Genomic DNA, 17,775 nt, shown 5'->3' on the forward strand with positions numbered 1-17,775 from the left:
TATATATTTACAATTTTTAAAATATACTATATACTTATGTCGAAATGCAAAAATGAGGAGGGTAATATGACGAGCAAACAATTTAAAGAGTATTTTTCTTATAAAGGTTACGGAATGAAACCAGAAGACTTTGATGCGTTTTGGGACGAGAAAATAGAGAATCTGGAGAACTATCCCCTAACCTATACAGCTGAGAAGGTAGACTTTCCTTCAAGGATTGCTTCCTGTTATCAATTAGTCTTTGACGGAGTGGATGGGGCTAAAATAACATGCCAGCTCCTGAAACCTAAACACACATCAGGCAAGCGCCCTGGCATGCTCCTATTTCATGGGTATCATGTCAACAGTGGAGATTATAGTGATAAAATCGGCTGGGTGGCAGAGGGCTATGTGGTGTTGGCAATGGATTGCCGTGGACAGGGTGGATTATCAGAAAACAGGGAAACGTCGGTCAAAGGAAGTGCTTTAAAAGGGTTTGTTATTAGAGGAGTGGAAGAAGGAAAAGATCACCTCTATTACACAAAGGTTTTTATGGACACCGTGATGGCTTCTCGTATTTTAATGGATTTAGATGAAGTGGATGAAGAAGATATATCCGTGCAGGGCTCATCACAAGGAGGGGCATTGGCTCTCGTGTGTGCCTCGCTAGAACCAAGAATTAAAAAAGTTGCGGTTCATCATCCCTTTTTAAGTGATTACCGAATGGCTTATGCCCTGGATGTCCAAAGTTCAGCCTATGAAGAACTCTACTACTGGTTTCGATTTAGAGACCCTTTACATGAAAGAGAAGATTATTTTTTCCAAACATTAGAGTACATAGATGTTCAGCATTTTGTTTCACGTATAAAAGCAAGCGTTATCATGGTTACGGGTTTGGCAGATGCTGTCTGCTTTCCTATCACTCAGTTTGCGGTATACAACAAACTAGACTGCGCAAAAAAAGTACTCATACTGCCCGAGTACGGGCATGAACATTATCCGAAAATAGCAGACAAACTCAGGGGGTATTTTATTCATGACGAATGGAAACACATTGATTCATATTAATAAAGAGGCACTAGAATTTCATCTGACCAACGATTCAATCAGTTACGTCTTTAGAGTAATGGAAAAAAGTAACCAGTTAGAACATTTATACTTTGGTAAAAAAATACATCACTTGCCATCTTTAAGCTATCTCATCGAAAGAGAAGCGCGTCCGTCTAATAACTTATATGAAAAGAGCCAAACATCGTCTCTTGAACACATTAAGCAGGAATATCCAGGCTTTGGTACGACTGACTTTAGACAACCCGCTTTTCAGTTGCATTACCCGGAAGGCGATAAGGTCTCTCATTTTGAGTACAAAGAGTATGAAGTGTTGAATGGGAAGCCCGTTCTAGACGGTTTACCAGCTACTTATACCGAAAGAAAAGATGAAGCCCAAACGCTTATTGTAAAATTAAAAGACCGTTATTCAGCTATTTCTTTGCACTTGTACTATACGGTATTCAAAGATCAAGCTGTCATTACCCGTAGCAGTCGGTTTATCAATGAAGGGGAAGAGGACTTGTTCTTGGAAAATGCGATGAGCACAAGTGTCGATTTACCTGACAGTGATTTCGAAATGATTCATTTATATGGCGCATGGGCCAGAGAAAGACATGTAGAAAGAAAAGCATTATTTAAAGGGGTCCAGTCCATTGGAACAGTACGGGGAGCCAGTAGCCATACACATAATCCTTTCTTTGCCTTGGCTAGACCAACGACAACAGAAACGAATGGGGAAGTCTATGGCTTCAGCTTAGTCTACAGCGGAAATCATTTAGGACAAGTAGAAGTAGATACCTATGATGTGGCAAGAGTGACGATGGGGATACACCCTTACCAGTTTAGATGGAAATTAGAAGGGAACGAATCATTCCAAACGCCGGAAGCGGTGATGGTCTATTCTGATAACGGGATAAACGGGATGAGTCAGACTTTCCATCAGTTATACCGCAAACGTTTAGCCAGAGACCCTTGGAAAGAAGAAAACAGACCGATACTAATTAATAATTGGGAAGCCACGTATTTCGACTTCAATGAAGAGAAAATACTGACAATTGCTAAAGAAGCAGCTGGCCTGGGCATTGAGCTATTTGTGTTAGATGATGGCTGGTTTGGAAAAAGAGACGACGATTCCAGTTCATTAGGCGACTGGACAGTTGATAAAACCAAACTTCCTAATGGGATTAAAGGCTTATCCGAGAAAGTACAGGAACTTGGATTAAAATTCGGGTTATGGTTTGAGCCTGAAATGGTTAATAAGGATACTCCCCTTTATGAAGAACACCCAGATTGGATTATAGGTGTACCGGATAAAAATATTTCTCATGGACGAAACCAGTTTGTTTTAGATTTCTCTAACCCAGACGTGGTCGATAATATCTTTGACCAAATGGATGCCATTTTGGAAGAAAGCAAAATTGACTACATTAAATGGGATATGAACCGTTACATTTCAGAAGCCTTTTCTACTGCTTTACCAAGCGACCGTCAAGGAGAGCTTTACCATCGTTATATTTTAGGTGTGTACACTCTTTATGACCGACTGCTTGAAAAATACCCGCATCTTTTAATTGAATCATGCGCAGGAGGCGGAGCACGATTTGACCCGGGAATGCTGTATTATGCTCCACAAACATGGACAAGTGACGATACAGACGCTGTTGAAAGACTCAAAATACAATACGGGACTTCACTCGTCTATCCTTTGTCCAGTATAGGCAGTCATGTCTCTGCTGTACCGAATCACCAAGTGGGACGCTTGACATCTATGGAGATGCGTGCAGCTGTGGCTTACTTTGGGACATTTGGTTATGAACTGGATGTAACACAATTAAGTGATGAAGATAGTGAGAGAATGAAAGACCATATTGCATTTTTCAAAGAGAATAGAAAACTGATTCATTCTGGAACATTCTATCGCTTACTCAGCCCATTCGAAGGAAATGAGACAGCATGGATGGTGGTTTCTGAAGATAAGAAAGAAGCCATAGTAGGGTATTATTGTGCCTTAGCCAAACCTAACCCAGCTTACAGGCGACTTAAGTTATATGGATTGGACGAAGACACGCTTTACGTCAGACAACCTGACGATGAAGAAAGATACGGATCTGATTTAAAACATGCCGGTTTATTCTTTAGTCAAAACGAAAAAACAAGAGAAGATTTCTGGTCTATTAATGGCGAATCCGATTTCCATAGTAAAATCATAAAAATAAAAGCAAAAGAATAATAAATTAATCAAGCGTTGAGGCACTTTGAACTAGAATGTCTCAACGCTATTTTGTATGATGGACATTATCTTTTTGAGTATATCCTGATTCTATATAATTTATAAGTGAGTTTGCAGAATGGAGGAACTATTCTGTTGTTTTATACATTAAGGAGAATCTTTGGTAAGTATCATTGTAGTCTATTTGAATAACCTGTATTCTTTTAAAAAGCGGTCAAACAAACACTTTAAAAAAAGTAAAATATGCTATTTACAATTAAAAGTATATACTTTATAATTAATTCATAAGAAAGCGTTTGATTTTTGTGATTGTAATCTTTTTTATATGATTACGAAATTAATGATACTTATAGTACTGGTATGGGGGATAAACTAATGAAAACAGTTGCGTACTACTGTTTCCTTACAAAAGCTATATAGATTTTATTCTCATATACTAAGAGAACAATAATATTTTTATTTAAAGTTTCTTTAAAACGCTTTCAAATTACAATTGTTAAAGGAGTTAGAAAGGAGTTAATTAATGCTAAGTAAAAAGAGATCAAAGTTGTTTTATTTATTCGTTTTTCCTTGGATTTTTGGGTTTTTATTTTTAACTGCAGGTCCGATGCTATATTCTTTGTATCTATCCTTTACAAATTCCTCAGGATTCGGTACCCCAGATTGGGTTGGTCTTGATAACTATAGTCGTATGTTTAATCAGGATCCTTTGTTTTGGAAATCGCTGGGAAATACATTCTTTTATACCGCTCTGAGTGTACCATTAAGTCTAGTAACCGGCTATTTATTAGCTGTTTTATTAAATACCAAGGTAAAATTTATGGGTGTATTTAGAACAATATTTTATTTACCATCTATTGTACCTACTGTAGCAACATCTCTGTTGTGGATGTTAATTTTTCAACCTAACTTTGGGATTGCAAATGCTATTTTAGATTTCTTTGGTCTTCCAACCTCTCTTTGGTTATTAAGTGAACAGATGGTCAAGCCTACATTAGTAATTATGAGCTTATGGGGAATCGGAGGAGGAATGGTAATATACTTAGCCGGATTACAAGAGGTACCAAAATCTCTATATGAAGCTGCAGATATGGATGGTGCAAGTACATGGCGAAAATTCTTTAACATTACTGTACCAATGACATCGCCAGTTATATTTTTTCAACTAATAATGGGATTAATAGGAGCATTGCAAGTCTTTACTCAAGCATACGTAGTAAGTAGTGGATCAGGAGGACCGAATTACCAATCATTATTCTTCGTATTCTACCTGTATCAACAAGGTTTCCGTTACTTTAACCAAGGTTATGGATCTGCAATGGCCTGGATACTATTCTTTTTAGTTCTTATATTGACTGGATTCATTTTTAATTCAGTAGGTAAAAAAGTATATTACGAATCAGGTGATTAATAATAAGTGAGAGGAGATTAAATTATGGAACTAACGGGAGAACAGAAATCTATCCAAAAGAAATATAAAAGTATAGAAAAGGAAATTAAAGTCAAGCGGATCTTAATATACTTGGCTTTGATATCGCTATCGATAGTGTTTATATTCCCTTTTTTATGGATGCTGTTTACTGCCTTTAAGCCTGAGAATGAAGCGATGGCATTTCCGCCACGATTATTACCAAGAGTTTGGGATTTGGAAAACTTTGGAGAAGTATTCCAAATTGTGCCTTTTGCGACATTTTATAAAAATTCTATAATTGTAGCAGGATTAGGGACTTTAGGTACAGTCTTATCTAGTTCATTAGTTGCTTATGGGTTTGCTAGAATTAAAGCAACAGGAAGAGGAGTATGGTTTGCATTACTTATGTCAACATTAATGTTGCCACCTCAGGTTACGATGATACCTGTTTATATCATATGGTCAAGGTTAGGTTTTGTTGACTCATTAGTTCCACTTATAGTTCCCGCATTCTTAGGGAATTCCTACTATATTTTCTTATTGAGACAGTTTTTCCGTACCATACCTAAAGAAGTTGAGGAATCGGCTTATTTGGATGGAGCAAATACTTTTCAAATTTATTGGAAGTTAATACTGCCAATGTCAAGAGCAGCAATCATCACAGTTACATTATTAAGCTTTATGGGATTCTGGAATGATTTTATGAATCCGCTTATATATTTACACAGTGTTGAAAATTATACATTAGCTATAGGTGTAATGCAGTTCCAAGGAGCTCTAACAGTTTACTGGGGTCCAATGATGGCAGCTAGCACGTTGATGTTGATACCATTAGTAATTATTTTCTTCACTGGTCAAAAGCACTTTGTTGAAGGTATTGCCACACAAGGAAATAAAGGATAATTTAAATGGAGGAGTTTTAAAATGAGATTAAGTAAAAAAGCTTTATATTCATTAGTATTAATGGGAGCAGTTACTCTAGTTGGATGTAACGACAATGGAGAGTCCTCAGCAGAGGATCAAACAGGTAATTCCAATAGTGAAGAAGAAATTACTTTAAGAGTAATGACGTGGAATGATAATCCAGAGGGGAATAGAGCGGAACAAGAAGTTTTTGATGCTTTTACTGAAGAAAATCCTCATATTACTATAGAACAAGTTTCCGCAACTTACGGCGAGTATAATGAACGAGTCCTTACTATGGCGGCTGGGGGCAATTTGCCTGATTTAATATGGGTACAACCAGCTGGTTTTGCAACTTTTGTAAATAATGGTCTAATAATGGACTTATCAGAACAGGTAGATAACTTAGATTTAGATGAGTTACAGCCAGGGGTTATTGAATTAGGACAAGTTGACGGCACTCAGTATGGAATGATTAGAGACCGTTCTACAGTTCAAATGGGTTATAATAAAGATTTATTTGATGAAGCAGGGATTGATTATCCAGAAGATGATTGGACTATGGAGGAATTCTTAGAGATTGCACAGCAATTAACAGTTGTTGAGGGTGACAGAACAACACAATTCGGTATTGAAAACTTCTATCTAAAAGAGTTATTGACAGCATACGGAACAAATATTTTAGATCCAGAAACAGCTGAAGTCACTTTAGATGATCCTGTGACTATTGAAGCAATCGAATTTAGTCAAGCCTTAATAAATGAATACAACGTTCAACCTACTGGCGCACAGCAAGAGGGTTTATCTAATCTCTTCCTATCTGGAGTCGCTGCAATGAGAATGACTGGACCATGGGATTGGGTAGAATACGAAACAAATGCTGACTTTGATTTTGATGTAGTCCCTCTACCTGCTGGAAGCGATCAAGGAAACTTATCACCTGCTGCTTTCTTACCAATTAGTATTAGTGAAAATACAGATTATCCTGAAGAAGCATGGGAGTTATTAGAATTCTTAACTTATGGTGGCGGGCAGGATATTCAAGCAGAAATTACTTCAGCTGTGCCAGTTGTTAACAGAGCGACTGACGATGTCTTATCATTAGCAGGCGCTCCAGATAATGCGGTATCTCTAGTAAATCAACTGGAAGATGGAAGTATTGTTCCTAACACACCGTATCACCCAGATGTTCCAGAAATTGAAAATAGAGTAACATCTGTAGTTGAAACATTAAACTTAAATAATACACCGGTCGAGGAACCAATTCAAACACTTGCAGATGAGATTAGATCTGACTTTGATGTAGAGTAGTATATTTCAGTATAAAGATTGACAAAGGCTGATAGCAAAGTTATTAGCCTTTGTTTAATTCTCTAACTCAAATCTAGAGGAGTATTAAAATGCGACAAGAGACAACACGGTTAGATAAATTATCAATAAATCTTTTCATATTAGCAGATTTTATATATGAGCTAATTAAAAATAGCTTCTGTTTTTGGCTATATTTTTTAAGAGGCATAGGGATTACAACTCTGTTCTCATCAACTAAAGTGTTATCAGAAGTGAGTATAGATATATTAAATAAAGATAGAAAAAAGACCTCAAAAAATTACAAAGATAAATATAATAACACAGACAAGAATAGGCTTTTTTCATTGCTTACCTTTTTCTTCATTTTATATATGGGACTTATGGTAGTTTATCCTATACCTAGCCAATTCGAAGGATTTTTCTGGTATATATTTAAATACCTTTCCTTGTTTTTAATTGTTATAACAATAACAATGCTATTTACATTCCCATTATTTAGTGCTCTTTATCCTTCTATAAAATGGACTCAGGCTTTGATAATATATTTCTTCGGAAAATCTATTTTTTGGACAGTTTTATTACTACTAAGTAATGCGGTTATGTTGTGGTTTAGTCTTAGAAACAACATTTTCTTTATAGGCTTTGCTCCTGGTGTGTTAGGGTATATAAATGCTTTTATTCATAAGAAGATTTTAGATAGAGTCATGTCAAAAAGATAATAAATTATTTTTAAATTGGAGGACTTATAGTGTCAAAACAATTAAAAAAAGATTTTTTATGGGGTAACTCAGTATCAAGCATGCAAACAGAAGGTGCTGTAAATGAAGGGGGCAAAGGACCATCAGTTTACGACATCCGAGAAGCAGGAGAGAATACATCGGACTGGTCTATAGCTACAGATAGTTATCACCGCTACGAAGAAGATTTTGATTTGATGAAGGAAATGGGTATGAATGCTTATCGATTTCAAATTTCATGGTCACGGATCATTCCAGACGGTGATGGCGAAGTAAATGAAGAAGGACTTGCTTTCTACGACCGATTTATAGATGCCTTACTTGAACGCGGGATTGAGCCTATGATCTGCATGTATCATTTTGATATGCCTTTAACTTTGGCTGAAAAATATGATGGTTTCTTATCAAGAAATATTGTAGATGCATTTGTACGTTACGGGAAAATATTAATTGATCGTTATAAAAACAAGGTAAAATATTGGTTATCATTTAATGAACATGACCTTTTCGCTAACCCTGGTATTACTTTCCGTGTCGCAGGAGTCCTGAATGCTGAATTTAGTGAAAAAGCCATGTACCAGATTCAGCACCATGCTATGGTCGCTCATGCGAAGATAGCTAATTACTTACATGAAACCACAGATTGTGAAATTGGTGGGATGGTCGCTTACAGTCCCTTCTACCCGGCATCTTCACATCCAAAGGATACCTTAGCGGCTGACTTGCTGGATGATTTTACTAATCATGCTTTTTTATATACCTTTACTCACGGTGAGTACCCTGCTTACTTCACTAACTACCTTGAAGAAAAGGGATGGACACCTATAATGGAAGAAGATGATTTAGAAGAGATTAAGAAAATGAAAAGCGATTGGTTAGCATTCAGTTACTATTCAAGTAACGTGATTAACGGACAGAATATTCCTGATGGGATACCTATTATGTCCTATCCTAAATACGGTGGAGAAGAGAATCCGCACCTTGACCGAACAGAGTGGAATTGGCAAATTGACCCATTAGCTTTCCGGTTGATTATGCGTGATATGTATGCTCGTTACCGTCTTCCACTATTCCCAATTGAAAATGGGATTGGTGTTATTGAAGAGTTACCAGAAGACGAACAAATACAAGATGATTATCGAATTGATTATCACCGTGATCACATCCAGGCAATGAAAGATGCGATATTAATTGATGGCGTCGAGTGTATTGGCTATCTAGGATGGGGATTAATCGACATTTTAAGTTCTCAAGGTGATATGCGTAAGCGTTACGGGATGGTTTACGTCAATCGTGAGAATCATGATTTAAAGGACTTACGGCGTATTCCTAAGAAGAGCTTTTACTGGATGAAACAAGTTACTTCCTCTAATGGAAGCAAATTATAAAAAGAAACTTTAATTGAAGGAGTCAGGTAATTATGAAAATTGAATTTCCAAAAAAGTTCTGGTGGGGCGCAGCCACGTCGGGTCCTCAAAGTGAAGGCAGGTTTAACAAAAAGCATGCCAATGTATTTGATCATTGGTATGAAATTGACCCTGATGCCTTCTATAATAACGTAGGACCAGACACAGCCTCAAACTTCTATAATAGCTTTAAAGAAGACATTACGATGATGAAAAAAATCGGCTTGAACTCAGTGAGAACATCTATCCAATGGAGCCGTTTAATCGACGATTTAGAAGAAGGCACGTTAAATGAAGATGGGGTCCGTTTTTATAATGATCTCATCGATGAATTTCTAAAAAATGGGATTCGTCCCGTCATCAATTTGCATCACTTTGACATTCCAGCTGAACTGTATCATAAATACGGAGGATGGGAATCTAAATATGTTGTGGACCTGTTTGCTCAATTCGCCGAACAATGTTTTAAGCTGTTTGGAGACCGAGTAGAAGACTGGTTCACTCATAATGAGCCGATGGTCGTCGTGGACGGACAGTATTTATACCAGTTCCACTACCCATTGGTGAGAGATGGTAAAAAAGCCGTTCAGGTGGCTTACAACTTAGTGTTAGCTTCAGCCAAAGCTATTGAAAAATTCAGAGAAGTGAATACGAATCCTAAGGGACGCATCGGTATCATTTTAAACTTGACGCCTTCTTATCCGGCTACTTTGGAAGCAAAAGATGTAGAAGCCGCTCGCTTTGCGGATTTATGGTGCAATCAAATGTTTTTAGATCCATCCATTCATGGGGTGTTTCCTAAGGAGTTAATCGATGTATTAGAAAGAGACGGCGTGCTATGGGAATCGACAATCGAAGAAGAAAAAGTCATTCTCGACAATACGATTGATGTGCTGGGTGTGAACTTCTATCACCCGAATCGTGTCCAACAGCCCACGGTCTCTCCCAATAGTTTAACAGTAGACTGGATGCCGACAAAGTACTATGATTCTTATGAAAAACGAAACAGACGTATGAACGTGGATAAGGGATGGGAAATCTATCCAAAAGCCCTTTACGACATTGCCATTAATGTGCGGGATAATTATAACAACATTCCATGGTTTGTATCAGAAAACGGCATGGGCGTGTCACGTGAGGAACGCTGGTTAAACAAGGACGGCATGATTGAAGATGAATACCGTATTCAGTTCATTCAGGAGCACCTATATTGGGTATCAGAAGGCATCAAAGCAGGTTCCAACTGTTTCGGCTATCATTTGTGGACTCCTATCGACAGCTGGTCATGGATGAATGCTTATCGAAACCGTTACGGATTCATTTCCAACAACATCCATACTCAAGTCAAAACAATCAAAAAATCAGGCTACTGGATTAAAGAAGTAGCTGATACGAATGCATTTAGTGTTTCTGAAGAGTTATCAGAATTATTAGAGTTTGGATCAAAAGGAATTAATGTTAGAGATGAAAGATTAATAATGTAAGAATAGATAATGCTGGGGAAAAAGCTTTATTTATCTGAATTGTATCCGAGTAATTTTAAATAAAATTACAAAATGCATTCCCACTATATTCCTATTATAAGGAAACAAAATGGGAATGCATTTTGTATAATGTAATTTTTTTATTAGGAAATTTTTAATACAGACTCATATAAATTTACTTAATTGTACTTTAAATTCCTTAGTATCGATCTAGCTGAATCCAGGTTCATATATGGCGCCTGTTTCAGCAAATCAGCTACTTGCTGGACCTGCTCGCCTTTAGCTCCCGCACTAATGGCAAGAGACCGGGCATGAAGTCCCATGTGGCCTTTTTGAATGCCGTCAGTCACCAAGGCTCTGACAGCCGCAAGGTTTTGAGCCAGTCCAACTGAAGCCAGGATACCGGCCAGTTCATTTACGTTTGGATGGCCTAGGATAGTATGAGACAACTGAGCGGCTGGATGAATCGAGATAGCGCCGCCTACTGTTCCAATTGGGAGTGGGAGTGTGAGTGAACCGGTCAGGTCGCCTTGCTCATTCGTCTCCCATGTCGTCAGCGACCGGTACTGCCCGCTTCGGCTGGCATAGGCATGAACGCTGGCTTCGACTGCGCGCCAGTCATTTCCTGTAGCGGCAACCACAGCGTCCACCCCATTCATGATGCCTTTATTATGAGTCACGGCACGATATGGGTCTATCGTCGCTACCTGAGTGGCTTCAATGATGCGGTCTCTGACTTCTTCACCGGTGTATTTTCCGGTCTTTAACGCATGCGCTGGAATTACACAGTGTGAAGTTGCCAGACTTTCTGTCGCATAATTGGAAAGGATGCGAAGCAAGGCAGTTCCGCCTGTCAGTTCTTCAATATAAGGCGCAATGCCTTCCATCATGGTGTTGATGATGTTGGCCCCCATAGCTTCTTTCGTATCGATATGCAGATGAACAGAAAGGAAAGCAGGGAATCCCGGCAGAGCTGGTTCTTCAAGAATACGCACAGTCAGATCTCGAGCTCCACCTCCTCGTTTAACGATAGAAGGGTGAGCTTCATTTGCTCGATCTAGAATGGCCTGTTTTGCATTCAGGACGATTTCTCTGGCCTCAGCCATGTTGCCGACGTGCTTTAAGGTCACCTGACCGATGACTTGTCTGTCTGGAACGTCCGTTGAAAATCCGCCTCCGGTACTGATGATTTTAGCCGCAAAACTGGCTGCTGCAATAACGGACGGCTCTTCAATAGCCATTGGAATCACTTTGTTTGTGCCATCGATGACGAAATTCATGGCAACCCCTAGAGGAAGGGAATAGTTGCCCAGATGGTTTTCGATCATATTGCTGCCTGTTTCAAGGTTCAGATCCAGATTATTTGATAAAAGGGTCTGTCTCTCTTCATCTGAAATGACACCCGCTTCAAAAAGTGCACTGATTTTTTCTTCATGTGATTTTTTATAAAATTTACTCAGTTTAGTTGTATCCATTACACCGGTTCCTTCCTGATTCTCTCCTAACCATTATGAACGAATTTATCGTAAAAGAAAAGGAAGGACTGCTTAAGATTGAAAAGTTGTTTACAAAGTAGGCAAAATCTAGTATACTCTTATTAGTAATGACCCAATAACGGTTCTTTAGCTCAGTTGGGAGAGCACTACCTCGACAAGGTAGGGGTCACTGGTTCGAGCCCAGTAAGGACCATACTATTTTGATATTGAAGCCTTACAAACGTTGGTATGACGGGAATCTTACAACGCTTGCAGGCTTCTTTTTTATTACCCTTGCATAGTATACTTGCATGCGAACAAAGGTTCATAGTCTGAATTGCCTTTGTACCGGGCTTTGTGGTATAATTTACTCGTGGGACACGTTCGAGTGAACTACAAAACTATATTGTTTTGTAACTATGTGTAGAGAAGAGGGAGCTTCCTATTTGCTCTCTCTTTTTTGCGTTCTCTACCTTTGCCCATTGCAGAATTGCGCTCGGATAGCCGTGGGGGATTTTCACCTCGGCTACTAATGACGATTCTAAGCCCGTTTCAGCTTGCAGCATGTACATATACCTTTAAAAGCCCACGTATTGAGCGAATTTATCAGCCGTTTCTTCTTTCTTCTCCGGTGTAACGTGAGTATAGATGTTCAAGGTCACTTCATAGGACGAATGGCCCAGGCGCTCCTGTACTTCTTTGATCGTTGCTCCGGCTTCAAATAAAAGTGAACAGTGTGAATGTCTCAATTGATGAGTAGTGATCTTTTTCAGATCGTGCTTCTTAATGATCCGATTCATGACTGTAGTAACATGAGCATGTTGGATAAAGTTGTTCTCCTGATTAGTAAATACTGGCTGATCAGGCTTATTTGTGTTCATACCTAGCTTCAGATAGTCTAGTCTTTGAGTTGTACGCCATTCTTTCAGTATCTTAAGGGTTGTATCATCTAAGGAAATCATACGCTCACCAGACGATGTTTTAGTGTCCTGGATGATTAATTCTCCCTCTTCACCTCTAGCCAGTGTCTGATCGATCGATACAGTCTTATCCTCAAAATTAATCTTATTCCATTGTAATCCCAGCGCCTCACCTTTCCTCATCCCGCTGAACGACAGCAGGCGGAACAGTACGAACCATTTAGGGTTTTGCTCCTGTTTGGCCGCTTCAAGAAACTGTTTCAGTTCCTCTTTATTATAAAAGTCAAACTCTCTTTTGTTGCTGTTCTTAGTCTTAGGTACTTCGACATTACGCATAGGGTTATTCTTAATGATCCCTAGTGTGACATTCGCATAGTTGAAGATACGCTGACAGTAGTTCTTCATGACCTTAGTCTTAGATGTTTTACCACTCCACTTAATTACTGCACTCTGACAGTGTTGCGGTGTAATAGCAGCAATCCTCATCGGTCCTAGATCCTTTAGGATGTGATTATTAAACAATTCTTTCGTTTTAACAGCCGTACTCTCTCTTACTTCATCCTGGTAGACTGCTTCAAACCATAGCTTATAGATCTCTTCAAACGTCTCATAAGTCGGTTTCTGATAGCCTGACTCCTGGTACTCCGCTTTCAACTCCATGGCCTTCTTACGTGCTGCAGCCTTTGAGGTAAAGCCTTGTCTTGCTGCTCTAACTATTTTCCCAGTCTCGTCTGTTCCCAGGTATGTCTGGAACTTATAATAGGTTTTGCCGTCTTTCTTAGTGTAGCTTTTTATCTTTAACATGGTGTTTCTCTCCCTTGTATACCTCAGGGCCGGGGTATGTAAAAGGGGGGTTAACTGATCATATCCTTTAATAGTTCTAATTGTTTAATTGAATTACTTATGATAGATTCTGCAGTACGAAATATTTCCGGATCCATTCCGTCTCTTATTTTGCGCTCAACTTCACCAGATTCATTCTCATATCCATAATAATAATCGTTTTCCAGCTCTATCAGGATACGACGGTATGATTTAATTACTTTATTAATTGAAGATTCATTACTCTCTTTAGGAGACATAGCGCTTTTGCTGGCCCACTCATAAATTAATTCATTTGCTTTGCTTTTCATTTTTTTATCGTCGTAATTGATAGTATCTTTATTTTCTTCTGCCCACTCCTGGAAAGAAGCAATACATCCATTAAAGTCAAACGTAGATAGTATTAAGTATCCGTCAGGCATGTTCTCGTATCTTTTTTTAAATTTCTCGTATTCTTGCAAAAACATTCTAACTACAAATCTACCATATTCGCCATACTTCAGTTGATTGACATGGATACCGGCTAAATCAGCAATCATTTGGAGTCTTTTTCTATTCGGAATAACAGTTCCTTTTTCCCATTTAGATACATTGCTTTTAGTTGCGTTATCTATTCTTTTCCCGAATTCTTCTAAGGTAAGTCCGTGTGAATCTCTAATAGAAGCAATTCTACCACCTAATAAAATTTTATCTGTTTCTTTCATTTGCTCACCTCAATTCCAATTGATAGGTTAATATTAGCAAAAAGTATCAAAAGTTTCAATTGATGCTTGAAATTATTTTAAGAAGAGATTATAATAAGAGTATCAAAAGTTTCAAATATAAAATGGAAGGAGTGATTTTATGGCTAATAAAATTGCCGGTTATAGGAAAATGCTGGGATATAATCAGCTTATGATGGCGAAATATCTTGATATTTCTCTAACATCATACTTTAACAAGGAGCACGGAAAGACGCCGTTTACAGATAAAGAAAAAATCAAAATCAAAGAACTTCTAACAACTGTAGATAAGAATATTACTATAGACAAAATATTTTTTTAATTTTAAAGTGTCAAAAGTATAATAGGGGTGATGATATGGCAAAAGTGCAATTGGACTTATCAGAAGAATTAGAAGAACAGATCCAGGCTATCTTTAGAAAATCAGCACGTGAAGTATTACATGAACTCGGCAGGCAAGAGATCAATTCTAAGGACTACTTGAGCTATAAAGAAGCAGCAGCCTATATAGGTGTCAGCTTCAATACACTGAAGAACTTTATTAGTGGCTATGGACTAAAAACCATAACGATAGGCGGCAAAAAATTTATAGCAAAGAAAGAAATCGTACTTTTTATGCAGAAGTACGAGAAATAAACAAAATAACCTCATTGGGCCGGGGGAAATGCAAAGAAACATGCACTTATATATCAAAAGTACGGAATTTAGCTGTAAAAATACTATTGTTAAGCCATTTAGATTACTATTGGTTGGAGTTAGGACAGATAGAACTAGATAGGTAAGGGAGCGAAAGATGACATGGAAGTCACATTGAAAATAAACGAAGATTTAGTAAGGGAAGAAGTAAAAAGGCAGACACAAGAGGCGCTGCTAGAGATTAATGAACTATGGTATGTAACTGCTTCTACTTTAAGAAAGAAGATGGACATGGGCGCAAGTACCTTAGAAGAGATATTAAGTGATCCACGAATGAAAGAGATCATGATTAAACGGGATGGCGGTAAGCGCTGGTACCCGGTCAAAGAAGCGAAAGAGGTTATACGTGAGATTATGAATGAGTGGTGAAAGGAGTGAGTGTCATGACTGATGAAGAAAAAGCGAAAATCATACTTGAATCAATGGAAGAATATCTGCAAATCGATTGGAACTTTGAGAAGTATTACATGCTAGGAATCAAGAAAGGTCTTAAAAAGATCGATCAGCAGGAAAAAGACAAAGAAAAAAGCCTTTGAGTTTTGCAGAACTCAAAAGGCAATGACTACTTGGCGGCTAAACCAATATTTTAGAGATTATGTCTACTTCTTTATTATAAAGGTTGTCGTCTCCAAAAACAACTACAAAAGGAGATTATAAACCATGGAAGAACAAAATTTAGCAGCAAGAGATCTATTAGATGCAACATTGATCAAAAAAGATTACGCCACCGTATTGTTATCGGTTTTGGGCGATGATTTAGAAAAAATCAAACAACTATCTAAAGAAAAAAAGTACGGTGAATTGGCTTACTCAGTTGATACTTTGATAGGTAAGAGACATGATGCACTGATAAATCTAATTCACGAAAATTTGAATGAGATAGATGAGCTGGCTACTGAGGCTCAAGAGGTATTAGGACGAGAATAGAGAGAAAAGACGAGGTGTAAGAGTGAGCGATAACAAGAAGTATTATTATCTTAAATTGAAAGAAAACTTCTTTGAAGATGATTCAATGATTGTACTTGAAAGCATGCCGGATGGATATATGTACTCAAACATCTTGCTAAAATTATATCTTAGAAGTCTGAAGAACGAAGGCAAGTTGATGTTTAAAGACAGGATCCCGTATAACTCGACTATATTGGCTCAGGTAACTCGTCATAGTGTGGGGGATATCGAGAAGGCTATACGAGTATTTAAAGAACTCGAATTGATAGAAGTAATGGACAATGGAGCAATTTTCATCACTGACATTCAGAACTTCATTGGTGAATCCTCTACAGAGGCAGACAGGAAAAGAGCTTACAGGAAGCGAATAGAGGATGAAAAGAAATCATTACCTGAAACAGCGGACATTTGTCCGGACAAAAGTAAAGACAAATCTCCACCAGAGATAAGTAAGAGTAAAGATAAGTTAGAGAAAGAGTTAAGTAATACAGAATCAGACAATTATTCTACAGAATCTGATACTCAGACTGCTTCTTTTGAAGACTTCTGGAAAGTCTACCCTAACAAGAAATCAAAACAGAAAGCAGCTAAGTTATTTGAGAAAGTAATAGACGAGAATGAAGCTACCTTTGAGGAGATCATGGAAGGTGTTAAAAAATATGCTTTAGAGGTCGAACAAAAAGATACACCTAAAAAGTATATTAAGCATCCTACGACATGGCTTACTCAAGGATGTTGGTCTGATGATTATGATTTATACGAGCCAACACCAACAGACGACAGGTACAGTAATCTACCATTTTGAAAGGGGCTAGCCAATGATAGAGACGTTTACACAATACGGCAAACTATTTTACCAGTCAGATCAGCAGTGTGATACATGCGGTGAATATATGACAGGTAAAAAAGTCGAGGGTATGGAAAAGCTCTTTTGTAGTCACTGCATATCTAACAAGAAGCAGGAAGAGGAAGAAGAGCAGCGAAAGGAATGGACAGAAAAGGCGTACCAACTTAAAGCAGTCAATCGGATGAAGGGCTCTTCACTTGTTAAAGATAAAGAAATATTCCAGCGCAATTTAAGAGACTTCAAGGTTGTAGATAAAGAAACGGAGAATGGCTTAAATATAGCCCGTCAGGCGGTTTTAGCTATCAATGATGGTCAGACAGCTCACGTAATATTAAATGGTGTTGCGGGAGCAGGAAAGACAACCTTAGCCATGGGAATGTTAAAAGAGATTTTAAAACTAGACGTCAATAAACACTGCATGTTTTTAGACTATCAATTTTTCCTGGAAGAGCGCAGGGCAGGGTTTAATGATTCATACCTTGATAAGACGGTAAATAAGATAGCAAAAGACGCTGCAAAAGCAAACGTCCTTGTTATCGATGATTTAGGTGCTGAAACGAGTTCTTCAGAGAAGTATAAACAAACAGCTTCAGACTTCACTATAAGAGAGCTGAACAGTATCTTACAGGCCAGAGAGAACCGCTCAACGATTATTACTACTAACCTGGACGGGGCAAAATTGAGACAGGCTTATGGTGAACGAATTATATCGAGGATATTGGCTCATTCTAAGGGGTATACAGTCACATTTAAGGAAACAGTAGATAAGCGTCAACGACCAGTAAAATAAGCTGAGAGGGGGCTTTATTGCCCTCTCCTGGCGTTAAATAAAAT

At 38.1% G+C, this 17,775-nt stretch carries 18 protein-coding genes and 1 tRNA gene; 16 read left to right on the forward strand and 3 right to left on the reverse strand.

Translation table 11 applies throughout. The features are described from left to right. Positions 1-66 precede the first annotated feature (66 nt). The 8 genes from BMX79_RS04685 to BMX79_RS04720 all read left to right on the forward strand — a co-directional run bounded on the left by BMX79_RS04685 (position 67) and on the right by BMX79_RS04720 (position 10,511). The gene (locus BMX79_RS04685) at positions 67-1,047 is read left to right on the forward strand and encodes an acetylxylan esterase (protein ID WP_091479701.1); all 981 of its coding nucleotides are present in this window, start codon (positions 67-69) and stop codon (positions 1,045-1,047) included. Beyond that, entirely contained in the window at positions 1,016-3,259 is a 2,244-nt protein-coding gene (locus tag BMX79_RS04690; RefSeq protein ID WP_091479704.1) for an alpha-galactosidase, read from the forward strand. Before BMX79_RS04685 ends, BMX79_RS04690 begins: the two co-directional genes overlap by 32 nt. Positions 3,260-3,782: 523 nt before the next feature. Then, positions 3,783-4,670, forward strand: a complete 888-nt coding sequence (locus BMX79_RS04695; RefSeq protein ID WP_091479706.1) for a carbohydrate ABC transporter permease — start codon at positions 3,783-3,785, stop codon at positions 4,668-4,670. A 24-nt stretch (positions 4,671-4,694) separates the two neighbouring features. Next, positions 4,695-5,573: a carbohydrate ABC transporter permease gene (locus BMX79_RS04700; protein WP_091479708.1), complete on the forward strand. Its 879-nt coding sequence runs from the start codon at positions 4,695-4,697 to the stop codon at positions 5,571-5,573. A gap of 21 nt (positions 5,574-5,594) precedes the next feature. Then, positions 5,595-6,884 carry an ABC transporter substrate-binding protein gene (locus BMX79_RS04705; protein ID WP_091479711.1) on the forward strand — a complete coding sequence of 430 codons (1,290 nt, stop codon included), beginning with the start codon at positions 5,595-5,597 and terminating at the stop codon, positions 6,882-6,884. An 89-nt stretch (positions 6,885-6,973) separates the two neighbouring features. Continuing rightward, positions 6,974-7,603 (forward strand): hypothetical protein, encoded by a 630-nt coding sequence (locus BMX79_RS04710; RefSeq protein ID WP_091479713.1) that lies wholly within the window; start codon positions 6,974-6,976, stop codon positions 7,601-7,603. A 29-nt stretch (positions 7,604-7,632) separates the two neighbouring features. Further along, entirely contained in the window at positions 7,633-9,009 is a 1,377-nt protein-coding gene (locus BMX79_RS04715; RefSeq protein WP_091479715.1) for a glycoside hydrolase family 1 protein, read from the forward strand. Between the two features lie 32 nt (positions 9,010-9,041). Continuing rightward, positions 9,042-10,511, forward strand: a complete 1,470-nt coding sequence (locus BMX79_RS04720) for a glycoside hydrolase family 1 protein (RefSeq protein ID WP_091479718.1) — start codon at positions 9,042-9,044, stop codon at positions 10,509-10,511. 179 nt (positions 10,512-10,690) lie between these two features. Here BMX79_RS04720 and BMX79_RS04725 read toward each other — a convergent pair whose 3' ends face one another. Next, entirely contained in the window at positions 10,691-11,986 is a 1,296-nt protein-coding gene (locus BMX79_RS04725) for a hydroxymethylglutaryl-CoA reductase, degradative (protein WP_091479720.1), read from the reverse strand. A gap of 141 nt (positions 11,987-12,127) precedes the next feature. On the opposite strand from BMX79_RS04725, the gene BMX79_RS04730 reads away from it, so the two are divergent. Further along, positions 12,128-12,200 (forward strand) — tRNA-Val (locus tag BMX79_RS04730). A 364-nt stretch (positions 12,201-12,564) separates the two neighbouring features. On the opposite strand, the gene BMX79_RS04735 is transcribed toward BMX79_RS04730, so the two are convergent. Together BMX79_RS04735 and BMX79_RS04740 are read right to left on the reverse strand one after the other, a co-directional pair. Further along, positions 12,565-13,710 (reverse strand): tyrosine-type recombinase/integrase, encoded by a 1,146-nt coding sequence (locus BMX79_RS04735; RefSeq protein WP_091479723.1) that lies wholly within the window; start codon positions 13,708-13,710, stop codon positions 12,565-12,567. A 50-nt stretch (positions 13,711-13,760) separates the two neighbouring features. Further along, positions 13,761-14,432: a helix-turn-helix domain-containing protein gene (locus tag BMX79_RS04740; protein ID WP_091479725.1), complete on the reverse strand. Its 672-nt coding sequence runs from the start codon at positions 14,430-14,432 to the stop codon at positions 13,761-13,763. Positions 14,433-14,571: 139 nt separating this feature from the next. On the opposite strand from BMX79_RS04740, the gene BMX79_RS04745 reads away from it, so the two are divergent. The 7 genes from BMX79_RS04745 to BMX79_RS04770 all read left to right on the forward strand — a co-directional run bounded on the left by BMX79_RS04745 (position 14,572) and on the right by BMX79_RS04770 (position 17,731). Beyond that, positions 14,572-14,772: a helix-turn-helix transcriptional regulator gene (locus BMX79_RS04745; protein WP_091479728.1), complete on the forward strand. Its 201-nt coding sequence runs from the start codon at positions 14,572-14,574 to the stop codon at positions 14,770-14,772. Between the two features lie 35 nt (positions 14,773-14,807). Beyond that, complete coding sequence (locus BMX79_RS04750) at positions 14,808-15,086, forward strand: helix-turn-helix domain-containing protein (protein ID WP_091479730.1); 279 nt, start codon at positions 14,808-14,810, stop codon at positions 15,084-15,086. Between the two features lie 162 nt (positions 15,087-15,248). Further along, complete coding sequence (locus BMX79_RS04755) at positions 15,249-15,515, forward strand: hypothetical protein (protein WP_091479733.1); 267 nt, start codon at positions 15,249-15,251, stop codon at positions 15,513-15,515. Positions 15,516-15,529: 14 nt separating this feature from the next. Further along, entirely contained in the window at positions 15,530-15,682 is a 153-nt protein-coding gene (locus tag BMX79_RS12495; protein WP_170230962.1) for a hypothetical protein, read from the forward strand. A gap of 124 nt (positions 15,683-15,806) precedes the next feature. Beyond that, a complete protein-coding gene (locus BMX79_RS04760) occupies positions 15,807-16,073 on the forward strand; it encodes a hypothetical protein (protein WP_091479735.1) in 267 nt (88 codons plus the stop codon). A gap of 22 nt (positions 16,074-16,095) precedes the next feature. Continuing rightward, positions 16,096-16,899 (forward strand): phage replisome organizer N-terminal domain-containing protein, encoded by an 804-nt coding sequence (locus BMX79_RS04765; protein ID WP_091479738.1) that lies wholly within the window; start codon positions 16,096-16,098, stop codon positions 16,897-16,899. A gap of 13 nt (positions 16,900-16,912) precedes the next feature. Beyond that, positions 16,913-17,731, forward strand: coding sequence for an AAA family ATPase (locus BMX79_RS04770; protein WP_091479739.1), 819 nt, complete (start codon positions 16,913-16,915; stop codon positions 17,729-17,731). The last annotated feature ends 44 nt before the right edge of the window (positions 17,732-17,775 follow it).

This window comes from Alkalibacterium pelagium, assembly GCF_900109325.1.
GTDB classification, from domain to species: domain Bacteria; phylum Bacillota; class Bacilli; order Lactobacillales; family Carnobacteriaceae_A; genus Alkalibacterium; species Alkalibacterium pelagium.